Source organism: Bradyrhizobium sp. USDA 3262, assembly GCF_054060035.1.
Genome location: NZ_JBSSCT010000001.1, coordinates 1,615,580 through 1,631,425, shown reverse-complemented (window position 1 = coordinate 1,631,425; position 15,846 = coordinate 1,615,580). Strand labels below are relative to the sequence as shown.

The following is a 15,846-nucleotide window of genomic DNA, read 5'->3' as shown; positions in this document are numbered from 1 at the left end:
GCCTTAGATGGCAAGCGACTCGCCGTGGAACAGCCACCCGACGAACGCAGCCAATGTCAGTGCGATCGAGGCGAAGATGCCGACCAGCTTGATCGTCGTGATCGCCTTCAGGATCGAGACCGACCGCGCCGCCGCATGCGGGTCGCCGTGCAGCAGCAGCCATGCCAGGAGACAATCCTCGATCAGATCGCTGAGCAGGTACACCGCCGGCACCACCAGGCCGAGCCACGCCGCGGACGGATAGATCCGGCTGAGCCAGTGCGATGATGCCGCCCCCATCGCGCCCGCCAGCGCCAGCATGACGATCAAATCGAACGGAAACAGGATCGGAAAGACGTACTTCATCCGCAGATCGGACTGCACCAGCTCGCCAAGCTGGTCGCCGGTGTAGCTCAGTGTCTTCTCCGGAAATCGGGTGCGGAACCTGCTTGCGAACACACGGTCGGAATAGCTGCCGACCCACCAGAACAGTCCGAACGCCGCCACCACAAGTCCTGAGAGAATGGCCGTCACGAGAGCTTGAGGGCTCATGCCGACCCGTTCCTGTTGTTGTTGAGGAAGCTGTGGGAGGCCGCAGGAAAAATGATCGCGTGCACCGCGGAGTCCCTGAAAGGGAGAAAATGTCGACGCATATAGCAATGATCGACGAGCAGGTTTCCATCTTTTCCGAAGTGTTGCAATTGAATTCTGGGAGCGCCATTGGCGGCCGACCCAACGCATCGCAAACGGAATTGGATCACGGCAACTCTCCGTCATGGCTGGCATCGGCGAGCTGAAGCGACGCCGTCCTTCGCAGCTTTGGCCGGCCGTGGCGAGATTCGATTCGATCCAAAGGCAGGCAACGCCGACGCGCATCGCGCTTCGACTACCCGGCACCACCGGCGGTTACGCCGCCGCCACAGAACCGTCTTCAATTGGAGATTGAATTTTCACCGCATTCTGCCGTACATAGATGCCGCGAATTTTCACGGCGACCGCGAGGGCAACGGATGCCGAAGGATATTGTGATTTGTTGCGACGGCACCGGCAACGAGATCGGTGACAATATTTCCAACGTGCTGAAGCTGTTCCGCGTCGCCGACAAGAATGACCGGCAGCGGATCTATTATCATCCCGGCCTCGGCACCATCGGCCTGCAAAACGCCTGGGGACGCTTCAAGCAGCAGGTGCGCGGCTTGTTCGGGCTGGCTTTCGGCGCCGGTCTCGACCAGGACACGCTCGGCGCCTACCTGTTCCTGTGCCGAACGTGGGAGCCCGGTGACCGGGTCTGGATGTTCGGCTTCAGCCGCGGTGCCTACACGGTGCGCGTGCTCGCGGCCTTCGTCCATGTGATGGGCCTGCTGCCCGTCGACCAGCTCGACCTCGCAAGCTACGCCTTCGGCACCTACAAGAAAGCCAGCTCCGACGCCCAGAAGTCCGACGGCACGTTCGACTATGCTCCGTTGAAGGAAGCCTGGCACTTCAGCCAGATTGCCGGCGGCCGCAACATCGACATCGAGTTCGTCGGGGTCTGGGACACCGTGGCCTCGATCATCGTGCCGCGACAGGACAACTTCCTGTTCGACTTGCAGACCCTGCTGTTCACCCGCACCAATTCCAGCGTCAAACGGTTCCGCCAGGCGATCTCGATCGACGAGCGCAGGCGCATGTTCCGACTCAATCGCTGGATCGAGCCGCAGAAATTCCGCTCAGATCCGTTCGATCCGGCAACGGAGGTGGAGCAGGACATCCGCCAGGTCTGGTTTGCCGGCGTGCACTCCGACGTCGGCGGCGGCTATCCGGAAGACCAGAGCGGCCCGTCAAAGTTTCCGCTGATCTGGATGCTCGAACAGGCCAAGGCGGCCGGCCTGCACATGGATCAGGCGCTGATCGATCATCTCGCCTGGGGGATGCCGTTGCCGCCGCACAAGCACGACTATGTGCCGCCGAGCGCGACCGCCCCGCTGCACAATTCGCTGACCGCCGCCTGGGAAATCCTGGAATGGATTCCGAAGAGCGACAAATGGAAGGAATGGCCGGAGCGGAAATCCTTCCTCGGTCTCTATCTGCCGCGCGGCGAGCCGCGGCCGATTGCGGACGGCGCGACCATCCATGCATCGGTGCTGGAGCGCATGGAGAAGGATTCGGCCTACAAGCCGGTCAATATGCCGAAGACCTACAACGTCGAGCCAATGACGCCGCCCCCGGCCCCACCCGCGCCGACGGCTTGAGCGTTAGAGAATGATTTAGCAACCGGGAAGGCAGCCTGCTCCCTCTCCCGCTTGCGGGGGAGGGTTGGGGTGGGGGTATCACCGCGAGTCACATCGAGGAAAGAGCCCCCACCCGCATCGCATCTTCGATGCGATGCGACCTCCCCCGCAAGCGGGAGAGGTGCAACGAGTTTGCGGTGAGATCAATCCAAATCAGTTTCATTTCACGTATCGATCGCGTCCTTGATCCGCTTGCGGCTGAGCGGCAGGTCGCGCAACCGCTTGCCGGTTGCATGCGCGATGGCATTGGCGAGCGAGGCGGCGGCCGGGCCCTGCCCGGTCTCGCCGCTGCCGAGGAACGGCTGGCCGGGGCGGTTGATGATGTGGACGGCGATGCTGTCGGGCACAGCATTGAAGCGCAGGATCGGGTAAGTCTGCCAGTCGATGCTGGTGATCCTTGTCTCATCGAAGGTGACGCCTTCATAGAGCGTCCAGCTCGTCGACTGCACGATCGCGCCCTCGATCTGGTTGGTGATGCCGTCCGGATTGACGACCTGGCCGGCGTCGACGGCGGCGACCGCGCGCACCAGCCGGGCCCGCCCGGTTTCGCGGTCGACCTCGACCTCGGACGCGATGGCGCAATAGGCGGCGAGATTCTTGTAGCGCGCGAACGCGAAGCCGTAACCGCGATTTCGCGGCGGCTGCTGCCCGCGCGTCCAGCCGAACTCCTCCGCGGCCTTCTCGACCACCGCTCGGCCGCGCTGGTCGTCGAGATGCCTGAGGCGAAACTCGACCGGATCGGCGCCGGCGAGACCGGCCAGTTCATCCATGAAGCTCTCGGTCGAGAACACGTTGTGATAGGCGCCGAGCGCGCGCATCGCGGAGATCCGCAGCGGCATCGCGGGGATGAAGTGATGCATCACATGCGCGTTCGGAAAATTGTAGATCGGGATCGCGTTGCGATCGCCGCCACCTTCCGGCAGCGGCAACGGCTTTGGTGCGGGCACCGCGAATGATCGCGCCATGTGCTGGGCCGCAAGCAGCGCGCCGGCGCCGCCCGGCCGCATCGAATGCGTGTTGCTCCACACCGCAAAATTCCAGTCGGCGATCTTGCCGTCGGCCGTGAGCGACGCGCTCAATTTCGTCACCATCGCCGGACCATAGGGCTCCCAGCCGTGCTCCTGCTCGCGCATCCACTGCACCCGTACCGGGCGCCCTGGCAGCGCTCGGGCGATCAGCGCGGCGTCGGCCGCAGCATCGTCGGCGCCATTGTGGCCATAACAGCCGGAGCCTTCGACATGGATCAGGCGGACGCTGGCGGGCGTCATGCCGAGCATCTCGGCGATCGCCTGCCGGTCGGGATAGACGCCCTGCGTGTGCGTCCACACCGTCATCGCACCATCGACGAATTGCGCGACCGCGCAAGACGGCCCGATCGAGCCGTGCGACTGGTAAGGCCGCGTATAGGTTGCTTCGAGCGACCGCGCGCCGCTCACCGTGGGATCATTCCTTTGAAAGATTGCAAAGTCCTGCGACGGCAGCGCAGTCAGCACGTTGGCCAGATCGTGCTGGTTCGGCAGCTTCGCGCTCTCTCGCCACTTCGCCGCGGCGGCCAGCGCGTGCATGGCCTTGACCGCCGAAAATTCCTTCTCCGCCACCACGGCCAGGAAGTTGCCGTCGCGCACGATTTGAATCACGCCGGGCATTTTCTCGATCGCGGCCGTGTCGCATTCCACGAGCTGCGCGCCGTAGCTCGGCGGGCGCACCACGCGCGCATGCACCATGCCGGGAAGCCGCATGTCCTGCACATAGGCGGCGCCGCCCGTGACCTTGGCCGGAATGTCGACGCGTGGCACCGGCTGGCCCATCACCTTGAAGCTCGCCGGATCCTTCAGGCTCGATGTCGGTTGCGCCTGGACGTGCAACATGTCCGCGGCGACAAGCTCGCCATAGCCCAGACGCCGGCCATCGGGAGCGACGACGGCCGCATTCTCGGTTCGCAAGCCGTCGGGCGGCAGGTCGAAACGCTTTGCCGCCTCGGCCACCAGCAACATGCGCGCCTGCGCTGCGGCATGCAGGATCGCCGTGCCGCTGTCCTGCATCGAATGACTACCGGACGTATAGCCTTCGTTCGCCGTGAGTTTGGTGTCGGCGGTGATCACCTTCAGCGCATCGAAGGGAATATCGAGCTGCTCGGCCGCGATCTGCTGGAACGCAGTGCGGAATCCCTGGCCGAGTTCGGCCTTGCCCGTAAAGGCCGTGACCTGGCCATTGGCATCGATGCGGATCCAGGAATCCAGATTGGGCGATTTCGCCAGGTTGCCCGGCAACTCCGGGCTCTGCGTAGCCTTCTGCTCCTGCGCCACCGCATGGCGCAGCGAGAAGCTGACGATCAGCGCGCCGCCGCCGGCCAGCACGCTGCGGCGATCGAGAACCACCGGCGCGGTCATCAGACGCTCCTGTCGCTTGCGGCGTCGGCCGTATCCATCAACCTGGCGGCGCGGTGCACTGCGCGCAGGATGCGCATATGGGTGCCGCAGCGGCAGAGATTCGGCTCCAGCTCGGCGCGGATCTGCGCATCCGATGGCTTCGGATTGCGCATCAGCAGCGCCTGCGCGCGCATCATCATCCCGGCGATGCAGTAGCCGCACTGCGCCGCCTGCTCCTCCATGAAGGCGCGCTGGATCGGCGCCGGCGCGGCCACGGTGCCGAGCCCTTCGAGCGTCGTCACCTGCTTGCCTTCGACCAGGACCAGCGGCGTGACGCAGGACAGCACCGCCTTGCCGTCGACGATCACCGTGCAGGAGCCGCATTGCCCGAGACCGCAGCCGAACTTGGCGGCATTGAGCGCCAGATCATTGCGCAGCGCATAGAGCAGCGGCGTATCCGGCTCCGCATCGACCTGATGATCGTGGCCATTGACCTTCAATGTCATCATGGCTTGCCTCGCTGTCTGGATTCTGATGGCGTGTCGCGCGCCGCAAGCGACGTGGCCTGCACCGCCCGCGCATCGCGCACCGCCTTGTCGAGATTGGCCCACGCCGGCCGCTTGCCGAATCGGGCGCGCAGATAGGCCGTGAGCGCGACCATCCGCGCATCATCGATGCTGGCGGCGAAGCCCGGCATGATCGGGCTGCGCTCGCCTTCGACGGCGCCAACGCCCGACAGCACGATATTGAGGAGGTTGCGCGGGTCGGGGCTTGCGATCGCCGTGCTGAGCGCGAGATTGACGCCGCCATAGGGCAGCGCGCGGCTCCCTTCATGGCAGGAGGCGCACGCCGCGGCATAGATCGCCGCGCCGGCAGCATGGGCCTGTGCCGCATCATCCGAAGACGATTGTGCTACGACGTCGGCTGGCCGCTTGCGATCCGGCGCCGGCGCGCCCGAGATATCGGCCATGTACACGGCGATGGCCCGCACGTCGCTGTCGGGCACCGTCGAGAGATTGCCGACCACGTCAGCCATCGGCCCGCGCGCGGTGCCATGATCGGCCTGCCAGCCATGGCGCAAATAGGCGTAGAGCGCGTCGGCGGTCCACCGCACCGGGGCGTGCGAGGTGTCGTTCAGCGCGTAGGCATGCCAATTGTCGACCTCGCCGCCGGAGAACTGCGCATTGACGCGCTCGGCGCCCAGCGCGTTGCGCGGCGTGTGGCAGGCGCCGCAATGCGCGAGCCCCTCCACCAGATAGGCGCCGCGGTTCCATTCCGCGCCCTTCGCCGAGTCCTGAGGGGCATCGCCGCCGCGAAGATACAGCAGTTTCCACCCTGCGATCAGCGGTCGATAGTTGAACGGAAACGACAACTGATTCGCCGGCGGCGACGCGTGGACCGGCTGTCGTGTCATCAGGAATGCATATAGTGCCCGGTCGTCCGCATCCGAGACGTTGGTGAAATGGTCATAGGGAAAAGTCGGGTAGAGATGCTGGCCATCGCGCGCCACGCCCGAGCGCATCGCGCGGACGAACGCCTCCTCCGGCCAGCGCCCGATACCGGTTTCGGCATCCGGCGTGATGTTGGATGAGAAGACGATGCCGAACGGCGTTGGAACCGGGAGCCCGCCGGCATAAGTCGCGCCGCCCTGCACGGTATGGCAGGTGTTGCAATTGCCGATCGCGGCGAGTTCGCGGCCGCGTTTGACCGCATCGGGGTCGAAGGTATCGGCCCGCGGCGGCGCAATGGCGGCAATCTGTGGCCGCCGGGCGACCGCGAGGCCCATTGCCGCGCCCGCGACCAGCACGATCGCGGCAATGCCTGTGATGATCCGCAGCTGACCAGTCATGCTGAATTGAGTTTGTTGTTGGGACGTGTATTAACACCTTTCGTTCCGGTATCGTTCGGCCATAAGACCTCGATCACCGCCTGTTGACCCCGAGGAAATCCTGGGAAATCCCAAAGGGATCGCGCAAGGGACCATGACCGCCCAGCCCGCCCTCGATCGCGCCTCCGCCCCGTCTCGCGATGCGCTGTCCGTGCTCAGTTCCGTGTTCGGCCTGTCGGGCTTCCGCGGCGCGCAGGAAAAGATCATCCGCCACGTCACCGATGGCGGCAATTGCCTGGTGCTGATGCCGACCGGCGGCGGCAAATCGCTGTGCTATCAGCTGCCGTCGCTGCTGCGCGACGGCTGCGGCATCGTGGTATCGCCTTTGATCGCGCTGATGCGCGACCAGGTCGCGGGCCTCACCGAGGCCGGCGTCAACGCCGCGGTGCTCAATTCCACACTGTCCTATGAGGAGGCCTCCGAGGTCGAGCGGCGGCTGCTCGCCGGCGATCTCGACCTGCTCTATGTGGCGCCCGAGCGGCTGCTGACGCCGCGCTGCCTCAATCTGCTCGGCCAGGCGCAGATCGCGCTGTTTGCGATCGACGAGGCGCATTGCGTCTCGCAATGGGGCCATGACTTCCGCCCGGAATATATCGGCCTGTCGGCACTCGCCGAGCGCTTCCCCAAAGTGCCGCGCATCGCGCTGACCGCGACCGCGGACGCGCTGACCCGGAGGGAGATCGCCGAGCGGCTGCAGCTTACCGACGCACCGCAATACGTCGCGAGCTTCGATCGGCCCAACATCCGCTACGAGATCGTCGACAAGCAGAATGCGACCACGCAGCTGAAGAACTTCATCAAGGAGCGGCATGCCGGCGACGCCGGCGTGGTCTATTGCCTGTCCCGCGCCAAGGTCGAGGATGTCGCGGCGGCGCTCAGCGAGGCCGGCATTGCCGCGTTGCCCTATCATGCCGGGCTCGACGCCGGCCTGCGTGCCCGGCATCAGGACCGCTTCCTCAACGAGGACGGCATCGTGATCGTCGCCACGATCGCGTTCGGCATGGGCATCGACAAGCCCGACGTGCGCTTCGTCGCGCATCTCGATCTGCCGAAGAGCATCGAAGCCTACTACCAGGAGACCGGACGTGCCGGCCGTGACGGCAAGCCGTCGGCCGCGTGGATGGCCTACGGGCTCTCCGACATCGTGCAGCAGCGCCGCATGATCGATGAATCGACCGGCTCCGACGCCTTCAAGCGCGTCTCGGTCGGCAAGCTCGACGCGCTGGTTGCGCTGGCTGAAACGGTGCATTGCCGCCGGCAGCGCCTGCTCGGCTATTTCGGCGAGACCCGCGCGGAGGAAATCTGCGGCAATTGCGACAACTGCCTGACGCCGCCGCGCGTCCGCGACGGCAAGGTGCTTGCACAAAAGCTGCTGTCCTGCGTCTACCGCACCGGGCAACGTTTTGGCGCCATGCACCTGATCGACGTGCTGGTCGGGCGGCTGACCGAACGGGTCAAGCAGTTCAACCACGACCAGCTGTCGGTGTTCGGCATCGGCCGCGAGCTCAACGAGAAGCAATGGCGCGCAGTGCTGCGCCAGCTGGTGGCGATGGGCCATCTGCGTGCCGACAGCGACGCGTTCGGCGCGCTTGTTCTGACCGACAGCGCCCGCGGCGTGCTGAAGGGCGAGACCGCGGTGATGCTGCGCGAGCAGCCGGAAGGCGCGCGCAACCGCGCAGTCCGCGGCAAGTCGCGCCGCGGCGAGCTTGTGCCCGCGGCCGACAGCCCGGGTGGCGTCGCAAATCCCGCGCTGCATGCGGCGTTGCGCGCCTGGCGCTCGGACGTCGCGCGCCAGCGCGGCGTGCCGGCCTATGTCGTGCTGCACGATTCCACCATCGACGGCATCGCCGCGATGCGGCCGGACACGCTGGGCGAGCTGCGCAACATCGCAGGAATCGGCGACAAGAAGCTCGAGCACTACGGCGACGAGCTGATCCGCATCGTGAAGGCGACGGAAGGCTGAACCATTCTCACGACGTCTTCTTCGACGTCAGCAGCTTGATAAAATTCCGCTTCGCCTTATGGCGCGTCATGAGATCGGAGAGGTAGGCCGAATGCTGGGTGGCTCCCTCAAGCCGCCGCATCCGCTTGATCATGGCGTGAGCGTCGCTGTAGTTGCCCTGCCCACCCATCCGAACCTTGCGTTCGACCAGGTCGGCGTAGGCCTTCAACGCCTCGGCAGGAAGATCGGCTTCGCTCGCCTTCGCGAGCTCTTCCATCAGAACTTCGCGGCATCCGTGCTTGCCGGCAGCCGCCCATGCGTCCGCCAGCAGCCCCTCCGCGATGAGCACTCGAACTAGAACTTCGGCCGCTCCAAACACGTCCCATTCCGATTGCAGGCCAGATCTCCCAGCTCGGACGCTCAGTCCGGCAACGGCCTTGTCGCGGACGAGGATCTGCGCGTTGTCGTCACCAGCGGCAGATTTCAATCGCAGGTAAAGTTCAACGCTGGGTTCCCGACTGAACAGCTTCCAGAGCAGTTCGTTGGCGTCTTCATTTCGTCCGTTGCGCTGAAGCAGATCACAAGTAAGGAGAACCAAATTCTGGTCCGGCTCATCCTCAAATTTCCACAGCCCCTCTTCGGCCCATTTCAGCGCCTCCTGCTCCCGCCCCTTGTCGAGACAGAGCTGAGCAACGTCGAGATAGTGATACGCCGTCGACAGATCACTCGCCCGAATGGCGATGATCCCGTCAACATCACCGTCCCGTTCAGCAAAACGCTCCATCAGAGCTCGAAGCGCATATCCTTCGACGGGTTGATCCTCTGTTCGCCTCCCTCGTCGGGATTTCAGCTTTTGCCACCCTTCGGCTGCCAGCCTGCGATATTCAGCGAGCCCCGCCGCGCCGAGAACGTCGGCATAGGTCTCGCTCGCGCCAAAGAAGAACTCCCATTCGGAATTGACTTCGCGGGCAAACAGCGCGCGCGCCAATTCGATGGGATCAGGCTTTACCTGCTGGCAGGCGGTAAGATGAATTTCGCAAGCCCGTGCGTAGCAGGCTCCTCCGCCGCCATCGGAATCATCGACCTTGGTCAAGGCCTCGTCCATTCGCGCGAAGAGATGATCGAGCAGTTCAAGGACAAGCGACGCTCTCCCGCCTTCGAGCAGAACCGAAATGCGATTAAGGGTGCCATCAATCTGACGAGCCCAGTCTCGCATATCGCGATACTCGATGTAGCCGCGGACCCGGGTCGCGTCGGTGATGGCCCTCTTGAGTTGCGCGCTCAGCGTGGCATCATCGGCCGTGTCGAGCGCGACGGACAGTTGCAGTTCTTCAAGCAGCTTGGGGTCGCGCTCAGCGAGCCCAATAACCATCTCGACAAGACGATCGACACCCTTCGCGCGTAGATGATCACGAATCTTGCCAAGCCGGTTCGAAGCCTGTCCCGGTTCGCCCAGCTCCAGATCGTTGACCGTCAAGGCCACCGCTGTCAGATGCTTGCAGAAGCCCCGATCGGCGAAGGCCTAACAAGTACAATTGCCGGAGAAGCTTTTGCCTCGCCCAGTCAGCTCACAGCGATAGATTTCAGTACCATCCACCCGCGCAACCACGCGGGCCTCGCCGATCGTCATGATCTCCACCCGGCCATCCGCCTGATAAGCGCTGCCGCGAGCGAAGGTTTTGTCGCCAGCGGTCTCCCGCAGCGCGGCAATATCGAACCGGCCGGGCCGCGCCCCGGTTTCAATGTCGCGCGCGGAGCGTTTTGGAGATTGCATCACACGGGCTCTCTTGATCTCCGGGGATCTGGATGTCCCAGCATATCAACCCGTGTCGACCGCGACGAGTAGATGACGCCATCGTGACACCGGCGCGATGCGGCCGTGCTTTGTCTCGTTGACGGCCGCTGGATGCCCGCTCATCCTGACCGCGTTTCCCTAACTCATCCACCAGAGGAGCCGAACATGAGCAGCAAGCCGACGATCGTTCTGGTTCACGGATTCTGGGGAGGCGCGGCGCACTGGAGCAAGGTGATCGTCGCACTCTCGCGCAAGGGGCACACCGACCTGCAAGCGGTCGAGATGCCGCTGACCTCGCTCGCCGACGACGCCGAACGCCTGCGCAAGATGGTCAAGCAGCAGGCCGGCCCGACGCTGCTGGTCGGCCATTCCTATGGTGGCGCAGTCATCACCGAAGCCGGTGATCTTCCAAACGTCGTCGGCCTCGTTTACATCGCGGCCTTCGCGCCGGACGCCGGCGAGAGCCCCGGCGGCATCACCGCGGGCCTCCCACCGGCGGCGATTGCCAATGTCGCACCGGATAGCGACGGCTATCTCTGGATCAAGCCTGACAAGTTTCACGAGAGCTTCTGCCAGGATCTGCCCGCCGATGAAGCGCTGGTGATGGCAGTCACGCAGAAGGCACCGCTCGCCAGCACGTTCGGAGACAACGTCACCGCGCCGGCCTGGAGAAAGAAGCCGGTCTGGTACCAGATTTCCAGCGAAGACCGGATGATCAACCCCGACAATCAGAAGCGGATGTCGGAACGGATGAAGCCCCGCAAGATCATCACGCTCGCTGCCGGCCATGCCTCGCTGGCCTCGAAGCCGGACGAGGTGACCGCCTTCATCGACGAGGCCGCGGCCAGTCTGGCAAATGCGTAAGCACGCGCCTCCAAGCGATTCGGTGAGTTCGAAAGCGGCGTTACCGCAGCGCTGACCGGCACCATCCCTGCTGCTTTGGATCGGCGGCATCGGCACGGTCGTGTGGTTCTGTTCCAAGGTCCAGCGGCTGGAGTGAAGCAGCGCCCGGATACCGCAGCCCTTCGCCTCGCGGCATAGGAGCCATACCCGACGGGGCAACGCCCGCGCTTGCGGGCCGCGCCGCCCTCGCCCTAATCTTCGTCCACCGCGTCCAACGAGGCGCGGACAAGACATAACGATATAGGGAAGAGACGGCCCATGGCTCAGGAGAGCACCGCGCGCAAGGCTGCGCGCCCTGCCGAAACCGGAACGTTCGATGCCGTGGTGATCGGTGCAGGCTTCGCCGGCATGTACATGCTGCATCGGCTGCGCGGCCTCGGCTTCACCGCGCGGGTCTATGAGGCCGGCGGCGGCGTCGGCGGCACCTGGTACTGGAATCGCTATCCCGGCGCGCGTTGCGACGTCGAGAGCCTGCAATATTCCTTCTCGTTCTCCGAGGAACTCGATCAGGACTGGAGCTGGTCGGAGAAGTATTCTCCGCAGCCCGAAATTCTCGCCTACGCCAATCACGTCGCCGATCGCTTCGATCTGCGCAGCCAGATCGTGTTCGACACCCGCGTCACCGCGGCGACCTTCGACGAGCAGGCAGGCACATGGCTGATCGAGACCGACCGCGGCGACAGGGTCACCGCAAAGTTCTGCATCATGGCGGTCGGCTGCCTGTCGGCGCCGAACCGGCCGGCTTTCCCAGGCATGGCGGATTTCCGCGGGCCGATCTATCACACCGGCGAATGGCCGCATGAGGGCGTCGACTTCACCGGCCTGCGTGTTGGCGTGATCGGCACCGGCTCATCGGCGATCCAGTCGATCCCGATCATCGCGCAGCAGGCGTCCGAGCTCACGGTGTTTCAGCGCACCGCGACCTGGTCGGTGCCGGCATGGAACGAGCGGCTGTCGACGGAATATCTGAGGGAAGCCAAGGCGCATTATCCGGAGCTGCGCGCAAAAGCCCGTGCGCGCCCGACCGGCTTCTATTTCCAGTTCAACGCCCAGCCCGCCTTGCAGGCGAGCGAGCGGGAGCGCGAGCAGCAATACGAAGAAGCCTGGCAGCGCGGCGGCCTGCCCTTCCTCGGCGCGTTCGGCGATCTCCTGTTCGAGAAGGCCGCCAACGACACCATCGCCGATTTCGCGCGCGAGAAGATCCGCGGCATCGTCAAGGATCCCGCGACGGCTGAGCTGCTGTGCCCGCGAAACGTGTTCGGCTGCAAGCGGCTCTGCGTCGACACCAATTATTTCGAGACCTACAATCTGCCGCATGTGAAGCTGGTCGACGTGTCGACGACGCCGATCGATCGCTTCACGACGGAAGGCATTATCGTCGACGGCACCGAATACAGGTTCGATGCGATCGTCTCCGCCACCGGCTTTGCCGCCATGACCGGCTCGTTCGACAAGATCGCGATCACCGGCCGCGGCGGGCAGACGCTGGCCGAGAAATGGCGGGCCGGCCCGCGCGCTTATCTCGGCCTCGCCTCCGAGGGCTTTCCGAACCTGTTCATGATCACCGGGCCCGGCAGCCCGTCGGTGCTCGCCAGCATGATCCAGGCGATCGAGCAGCATGTCGATTGGCTGGCGGATTGCATCAGCCATATGCGCGACATCGGCGCCGGCACGATCGAGGCGGCCCGCGACGACGAGGACGCCTGGGTCGCCCATGTCAACGACGTCTCCACGGTCTCGCTGCGCTCGACTTGCAGCTCCTGGTATGTCGGCGCCAACATCCCGGGCCGTCCCCGCGTGTTCATGCCCTATATCGGCGGCTTCCCGATCTATGTGCAGAAGTGCAATGAGGTGATGAACTCGGGTTACGACGGCTTCGTGCTGCAGGGCGGGCGCAACGGCAACGCGCCGCCGCAGGTGCGTTTCACCGAGCGCTGGCAGGTGCCGCTCGACATCGAGGTGATCTCGCCGGCCGCGGTCGCCGCGAAGCGGGTTCCCGTGGTCTGAGTGCCGGCGGTATCCCCACCGGGATTGCGCATGATAGTGTCGCGCCGGTCCGCGTTTCAAACCGCGGGCCGACGGGGAACATGGCCGACACAGCATTGCAGGGATTGATCGAGCGGATCGGCGCCGACCATGTGGTGCGCCGGCTTGGGATCGAGGCCGCGCACGAGAAGCAGCTGTTCGGTCAGGGCACGCTGGTGTTCAATGTCGAGAACTGGAAGCTGGCGCCGCGGATCATCGAGACCGCGCTCAAGGTGACCGGCCTCCATGGCCGCGCGCGGCGCAATGCCGATAGGGTCGAGGTGCGGCGCAATCTGGTGACGTCGGCGCGGCTGCCGGTGGCCTTCGACGGCTTCACCATCCTCCAGCTCAGCGATCTCCACGCCGACATCAGCCAAGGCGCGATGCGGCATCTGATGGACATCGTGCGCGATATCACCTGCGATATCTGCGTTTTCACCGGCGACTACCGCGGCAAGACGTATGGGCCGTTTGAAGCGAGCCTCGCGCTGATGCGAGATCTGTGCGCGCGGATCAAGCTGCCGCTCTACGGCATCCTCGGCAATCACGACAGCATCCGCATGACGCCGGCACTGGAGGCGATGGGCATCAGGATGCTGTTCAATGAGCAGGAGCCGATCACGCGCGATGGCGCGACGATCCATCTCGCCGGAATCGACGACGCGCATTTCTACCGCACCGACGACACCGCAAAGGCTGCCGCGGCGATCCCGCGCGATGCATTCTCGATCCTGCTGGCGCATACGCCGGAATCCTACCGCGCGGCGGCGGCGGCCGGCTTCGATCTGATGCTGAGCGGCCATACCCATGGCGGCCAGCTCTGCCTGCCCGGCGGCATCGCGATCAAGCTGGAGGCGCGGCTGCCGCGCCGGATGGGCAGAGGCGCCTGGTGGTTCGGTGAACTTGTCGGTTACACCTCGGCCGGCGCCGGCACCAGCCTTGCGCCGGTGCGGCTGAATTGCCCGGCCGAGATCACCGTGCACACGCTGCGGCGGGCCGGTTGAGCTCACCCCGCCCGTACAGACGTAGGATGGGTAGAGCGCAGCGAAACCCATCGTTCTCGCACGCGGAACGGTGATGGGTTTCGCTTCGCTCTACCCATCCTACGAACTACGAACTGCCGTCGCAGGCGCCCATTGCCAAAATATCGAAAACAACCCCATGCAAAGTAGCCGGGGGCTGCCCGGACGTCGCAAGGAAAGACGCATGGCCGGTAGCCAGATGCAGTCGCCCTGCGGTAAGGACGGGAAGACGGCGTAGCGGAGGTCTCAATTGCCCTTCTTCGCGTTCGCGCTCTGCTCGTTCACCGTGCAGGTGATCAGCAGCGTGTAGCCGCGCGCATTCTTGGCAATCTCGGCGGTTTCCTTCTTCATCTCCTCGCGCCACTCGGCGGTCCGGTACGCCACCGCGCTGTTGTCGAGAAAGTCGCGCAGCGCGCCGGTCTTGATCGCGAAGTTGATGTTCTCCGGGATGGTCCCCGTCGCCCGCGCCATCCTGACCGCGTCGAGCTTGGCAGCCACCACGCCGACCACCGCGCCGGTAAGATCGAACAGTGGACCGCCGCTGTTGCCGGGCTGCACCGCGGCGCTGATCTGCAGATGACGGGTATCGTTGAGGATGCCGCTCAACGAAGAGACAATGCCCGTGGTGACGGTGAAATCGGATGTCAGCAATCCGTGATAGGGATAGCCGATCGCCACCACGCCGTTGCCGACCAGGATGGGGTTTTGCCTGAGGCTGACGACATCCTTGAACGGGGTCGGCGCCTGCAGCAACGCGAGATCATTGGTCTCGTCATCGGACACCAGGCGCAGCTTGACCGGCGCCTCGCCGCTCAGGTTGCCCGTGATCTCGCTGCAGCCGCCGACAACATGGTGATTGGTGACGACGTGGCCGCTGCTGCTGACCACAAAGCCGGTCCCCGTCCCTGATCTGGCCTGTTTCTGCGTGGGCCCCGGAGCCGCCTGCTGCGGCGGCGCAGCCGCGGGCTTTGTCGCGACGGCGAACTCGCCGGCATTGGCGACGCCGTTCTTCTTCACCGAGACGACGCAGTTGAGCAGTGCCGGCAGCAGCTGCGCGGTCTGATTGAGGTTGAACTGAAACAATTGTCCCTGCGCGAAGGCGGTCATCTGGCGCGCCTTGCGGAACTGGTTGATCAGCGCCGAGTTCACCGGCATCTCGACATTCACGAGCTGCGTGCCGAGCGGCATGCCGTAGACGTTGAAGGCCGGCTGGCCGTCGAAGGTCAGCGCGAGCGGAAAGGCCTCGCCCGCCGTCAGGCGCCAGCTCTCATGGGCAAAGCCGAGCCGCCAGCTGCCATTCTCGGCGATCGACACCATGAAGAAGATGCCGCTTTGATACGTGGTGCCCGCCGAGCAATGCGTGAAGGCGCCGTTCTTGTCGTTGGTGAAGGCGCCGCCTTTCCAGTTGCCGACGCTGATCGAACCGTAGGGACCGCGCGCGCTCGACGGAGTTGCAGACGCAAACAGCCATGCGGCTGCAACGACCGCCCAGACCGCAACTCTCATGACGCACACTCCCCAGCCACAACCCATCATAGGAGGCGGAGAAATTCATCCGCAAGTGGAGCGCGGCTTGGACTTTGGTCCTGCAGCCACGCAAGCCCGCCGCGGATGAGGCCATCGCCACACCCTCAGGTTATAGAACCTATGTTC

12 protein-coding genes are annotated in these 15,846 nt (G+C 64.7%); 5 read left to right on the top strand and 7 right to left on the bottom strand.

Annotation, left to right across the window (positions count from 1 at the left end):
* Window positions 1-3: 3 nt before the first annotated feature.
* Window positions 4-531, bottom strand: coding sequence for a hypothetical protein (locus tag ACVWYP_RS07540; protein WP_244481872.1), 528 nt, complete (start codon window positions 529-531; stop codon window positions 4-6).
* 458 nt (window positions 532-989) lie between these two features.
* Here ACVWYP_RS07540 and ACVWYP_RS07535 point away from each other — a divergent pair, with 458 nt between their 5' ends.
* Complete coding sequence (locus ACVWYP_RS07535; protein WP_304498266.1) at window positions 990-2,210, top strand: DUF2235 domain-containing protein; 1,221 nt, start codon at window positions 990-992, stop codon at window positions 2,208-2,210.
* A gap of 203 nt (window positions 2,211-2,413) precedes the next feature.
* Here ACVWYP_RS07535 and ACVWYP_RS07530 read toward each other — a convergent pair whose 3' ends face one another.
* The 3 genes from ACVWYP_RS07530 to ACVWYP_RS07520 are packed head-to-tail and all read right to left on the bottom strand — an operon-like array spanning window position 2,414 to window position 6,467.
* Window positions 2,414-4,639 (bottom strand): xanthine dehydrogenase family protein molybdopterin-binding subunit, encoded by a 2,226-nt coding sequence (locus tag ACVWYP_RS07530; RefSeq protein ID WP_304498265.1) that lies wholly within the window; start codon window positions 4,637-4,639, stop codon window positions 2,414-2,416.
* Entirely contained in the window at window positions 4,639-5,127 is a 489-nt protein-coding gene (locus tag ACVWYP_RS07525) for a (2Fe-2S)-binding protein (protein WP_304498264.1), read from the bottom strand. The genes ACVWYP_RS07530 and ACVWYP_RS07525 overlap by 1 nt, the downstream gene beginning before the upstream one ends.
* On the bottom strand, window positions 5,124-6,467 hold the full coding sequence (locus tag ACVWYP_RS07520) for a c-type cytochrome (RefSeq protein WP_304498263.1): 1,344 nt from the start codon (window positions 6,465-6,467) through the stop codon (window positions 5,124-5,126). The genes ACVWYP_RS07525 and ACVWYP_RS07520 overlap by 4 nt, the downstream gene beginning before the upstream one ends.
* 133 nt (window positions 6,468-6,600) lie before the next feature.
* On the opposite strand from ACVWYP_RS07520, the gene recQ reads away from it, so the two are divergent.
* Window positions 6,601-8,469 carry a DNA helicase RecQ gene (gene recQ / locus ACVWYP_RS07515; RefSeq protein ID WP_304498262.1) on the top strand — a complete coding sequence of 623 codons (1,869 nt, stop codon included), beginning with the start codon at window positions 6,601-6,603 and terminating at the stop codon, window positions 8,467-8,469.
* A 7-nt stretch (window positions 8,470-8,476) separates the two neighbouring features.
* Here recQ and ACVWYP_RS07510 read toward each other — a convergent pair whose 3' ends face one another.
* Window positions 8,477-9,925 carry a DUF6880 family protein gene (locus ACVWYP_RS07510; RefSeq protein WP_304498261.1) on the bottom strand — a complete coding sequence of 483 codons (1,449 nt, stop codon included), beginning with the start codon at window positions 9,923-9,925 and terminating at the stop codon, window positions 8,477-8,479.
* A gap of 45 nt (window positions 9,926-9,970) precedes the next feature.
* Complete coding sequence (locus ACVWYP_RS07505) at window positions 9,971-10,222, bottom strand: SWIM zinc finger family protein (protein ID WP_304498260.1); 252 nt, start codon at window positions 10,220-10,222, stop codon at window positions 9,971-9,973.
* A 186-nt stretch (window positions 10,223-10,408) separates the two neighbouring features.
* On the opposite strand from ACVWYP_RS07505, the gene ACVWYP_RS07500 reads away from it, so the two are divergent.
* The 3 genes from ACVWYP_RS07500 to ACVWYP_RS07490 all read left to right on the top strand — a co-directional run bounded on the left by ACVWYP_RS07500 (window position 10,409) and on the right by ACVWYP_RS07490 (window position 14,175).
* On the top strand, window positions 10,409-11,107 hold the full coding sequence (locus ACVWYP_RS07500) for an alpha/beta hydrolase (RefSeq protein WP_304498259.1): 699 nt from the start codon (window positions 10,409-10,411) through the stop codon (window positions 11,105-11,107).
* Window positions 11,108-11,404: 297 nt separating this feature from the next.
* A complete protein-coding gene (locus tag ACVWYP_RS07495) occupies window positions 11,405-13,153 on the top strand; it encodes a flavin-containing monooxygenase (RefSeq protein ID WP_304498258.1) in 1,749 nt (582 codons plus the stop codon).
* A gap of 80 nt (window positions 13,154-13,233) precedes the next feature.
* Window positions 13,234-14,175 (top strand): metallophosphoesterase, encoded by a 942-nt coding sequence (locus tag ACVWYP_RS07490; protein WP_304498257.1) that lies wholly within the window; start codon window positions 13,234-13,236, stop codon window positions 14,173-14,175.
* A 264-nt stretch (window positions 14,176-14,439) separates the two neighbouring features.
* On the opposite strand, the gene ACVWYP_RS07485 is transcribed toward ACVWYP_RS07490, so the two are convergent.
* Window positions 14,440-15,699, bottom strand: a complete 1,260-nt coding sequence (locus ACVWYP_RS07485) for a S1C family serine protease (protein ID WP_304498256.1) — start codon at window positions 15,697-15,699, stop codon at window positions 14,440-14,442.
* Window positions 15,700-15,846: the final 147 nt, after the last annotated feature.

What these genes read in the sequence shown, in the direction of transcription:
- ACVWYP_RS07490 (WP_304498257.1), top strand. Translation starts at nt 13,234, where the DNA reads ATGGCCGACACAGCATTGCAGGGATTGATCGAGCGGATCGGCGCCGAC.
- ACVWYP_RS07520 (WP_304498263.1), bottom strand. Translation starts at nt 6,467, where the DNA reads ATGACTGGTCAGCTGCGGATCATCACAGGCATTGCCGCGATCGTGCTG.
- ACVWYP_RS07505 (WP_304498260.1), bottom strand. Translation starts at nt 10,222, where the DNA reads ATGCAATCTCCAAAACGCTCCGCGCGCGACATTGAAACCGGGGCGCGG.
- ACVWYP_RS07485 (WP_304498256.1), bottom strand. Translation starts at nt 15,699, where the DNA reads ATGAGAGTTGCGGTCTGGGCGGTCGTTGCAGCCGCATGGCTGTTTGCG.
- ACVWYP_RS07535 (WP_304498266.1), top strand. Translation starts at nt 990, where the DNA reads ATGCCGAAGGATATTGTGATTTGTTGCGACGGCACCGGCAACGAGATC.
- ACVWYP_RS07540 (WP_244481872.1), bottom strand. Translation starts at nt 531, where the DNA reads ATGAGCCCTCAAGCTCTCGTGACGGCCATTCTCTCAGGACTTGTGGTG.
- ACVWYP_RS07500 (WP_304498259.1), top strand. Translation starts at nt 10,409, where the DNA reads ATGAGCAGCAAGCCGACGATCGTTCTGGTTCACGGATTCTGGGGAGGC.
- recQ (WP_304498262.1), top strand. Translation starts at nt 6,601, where the DNA reads ATGACCGCCCAGCCCGCCCTCGATCGCGCCTCCGCCCCGTCTCGCGAT.
- ACVWYP_RS07530 (WP_304498265.1), bottom strand. Translation starts at nt 4,639, where the DNA reads ATGACCGCGCCGGTGGTTCTCGATCGCCGCAGCGTGCTGGCCGGCGGC.
- ACVWYP_RS07495 (WP_304498258.1), top strand. Translation starts at nt 11,405, where the DNA reads ATGGCTCAGGAGAGCACCGCGCGCAAGGCTGCGCGCCCTGCCGAAACC.
- ACVWYP_RS07525 (WP_304498264.1), bottom strand. Translation starts at nt 5,127, where the DNA reads ATGATGACATTGAAGGTCAATGGCCACGATCATCAGGTCGATGCGGAG.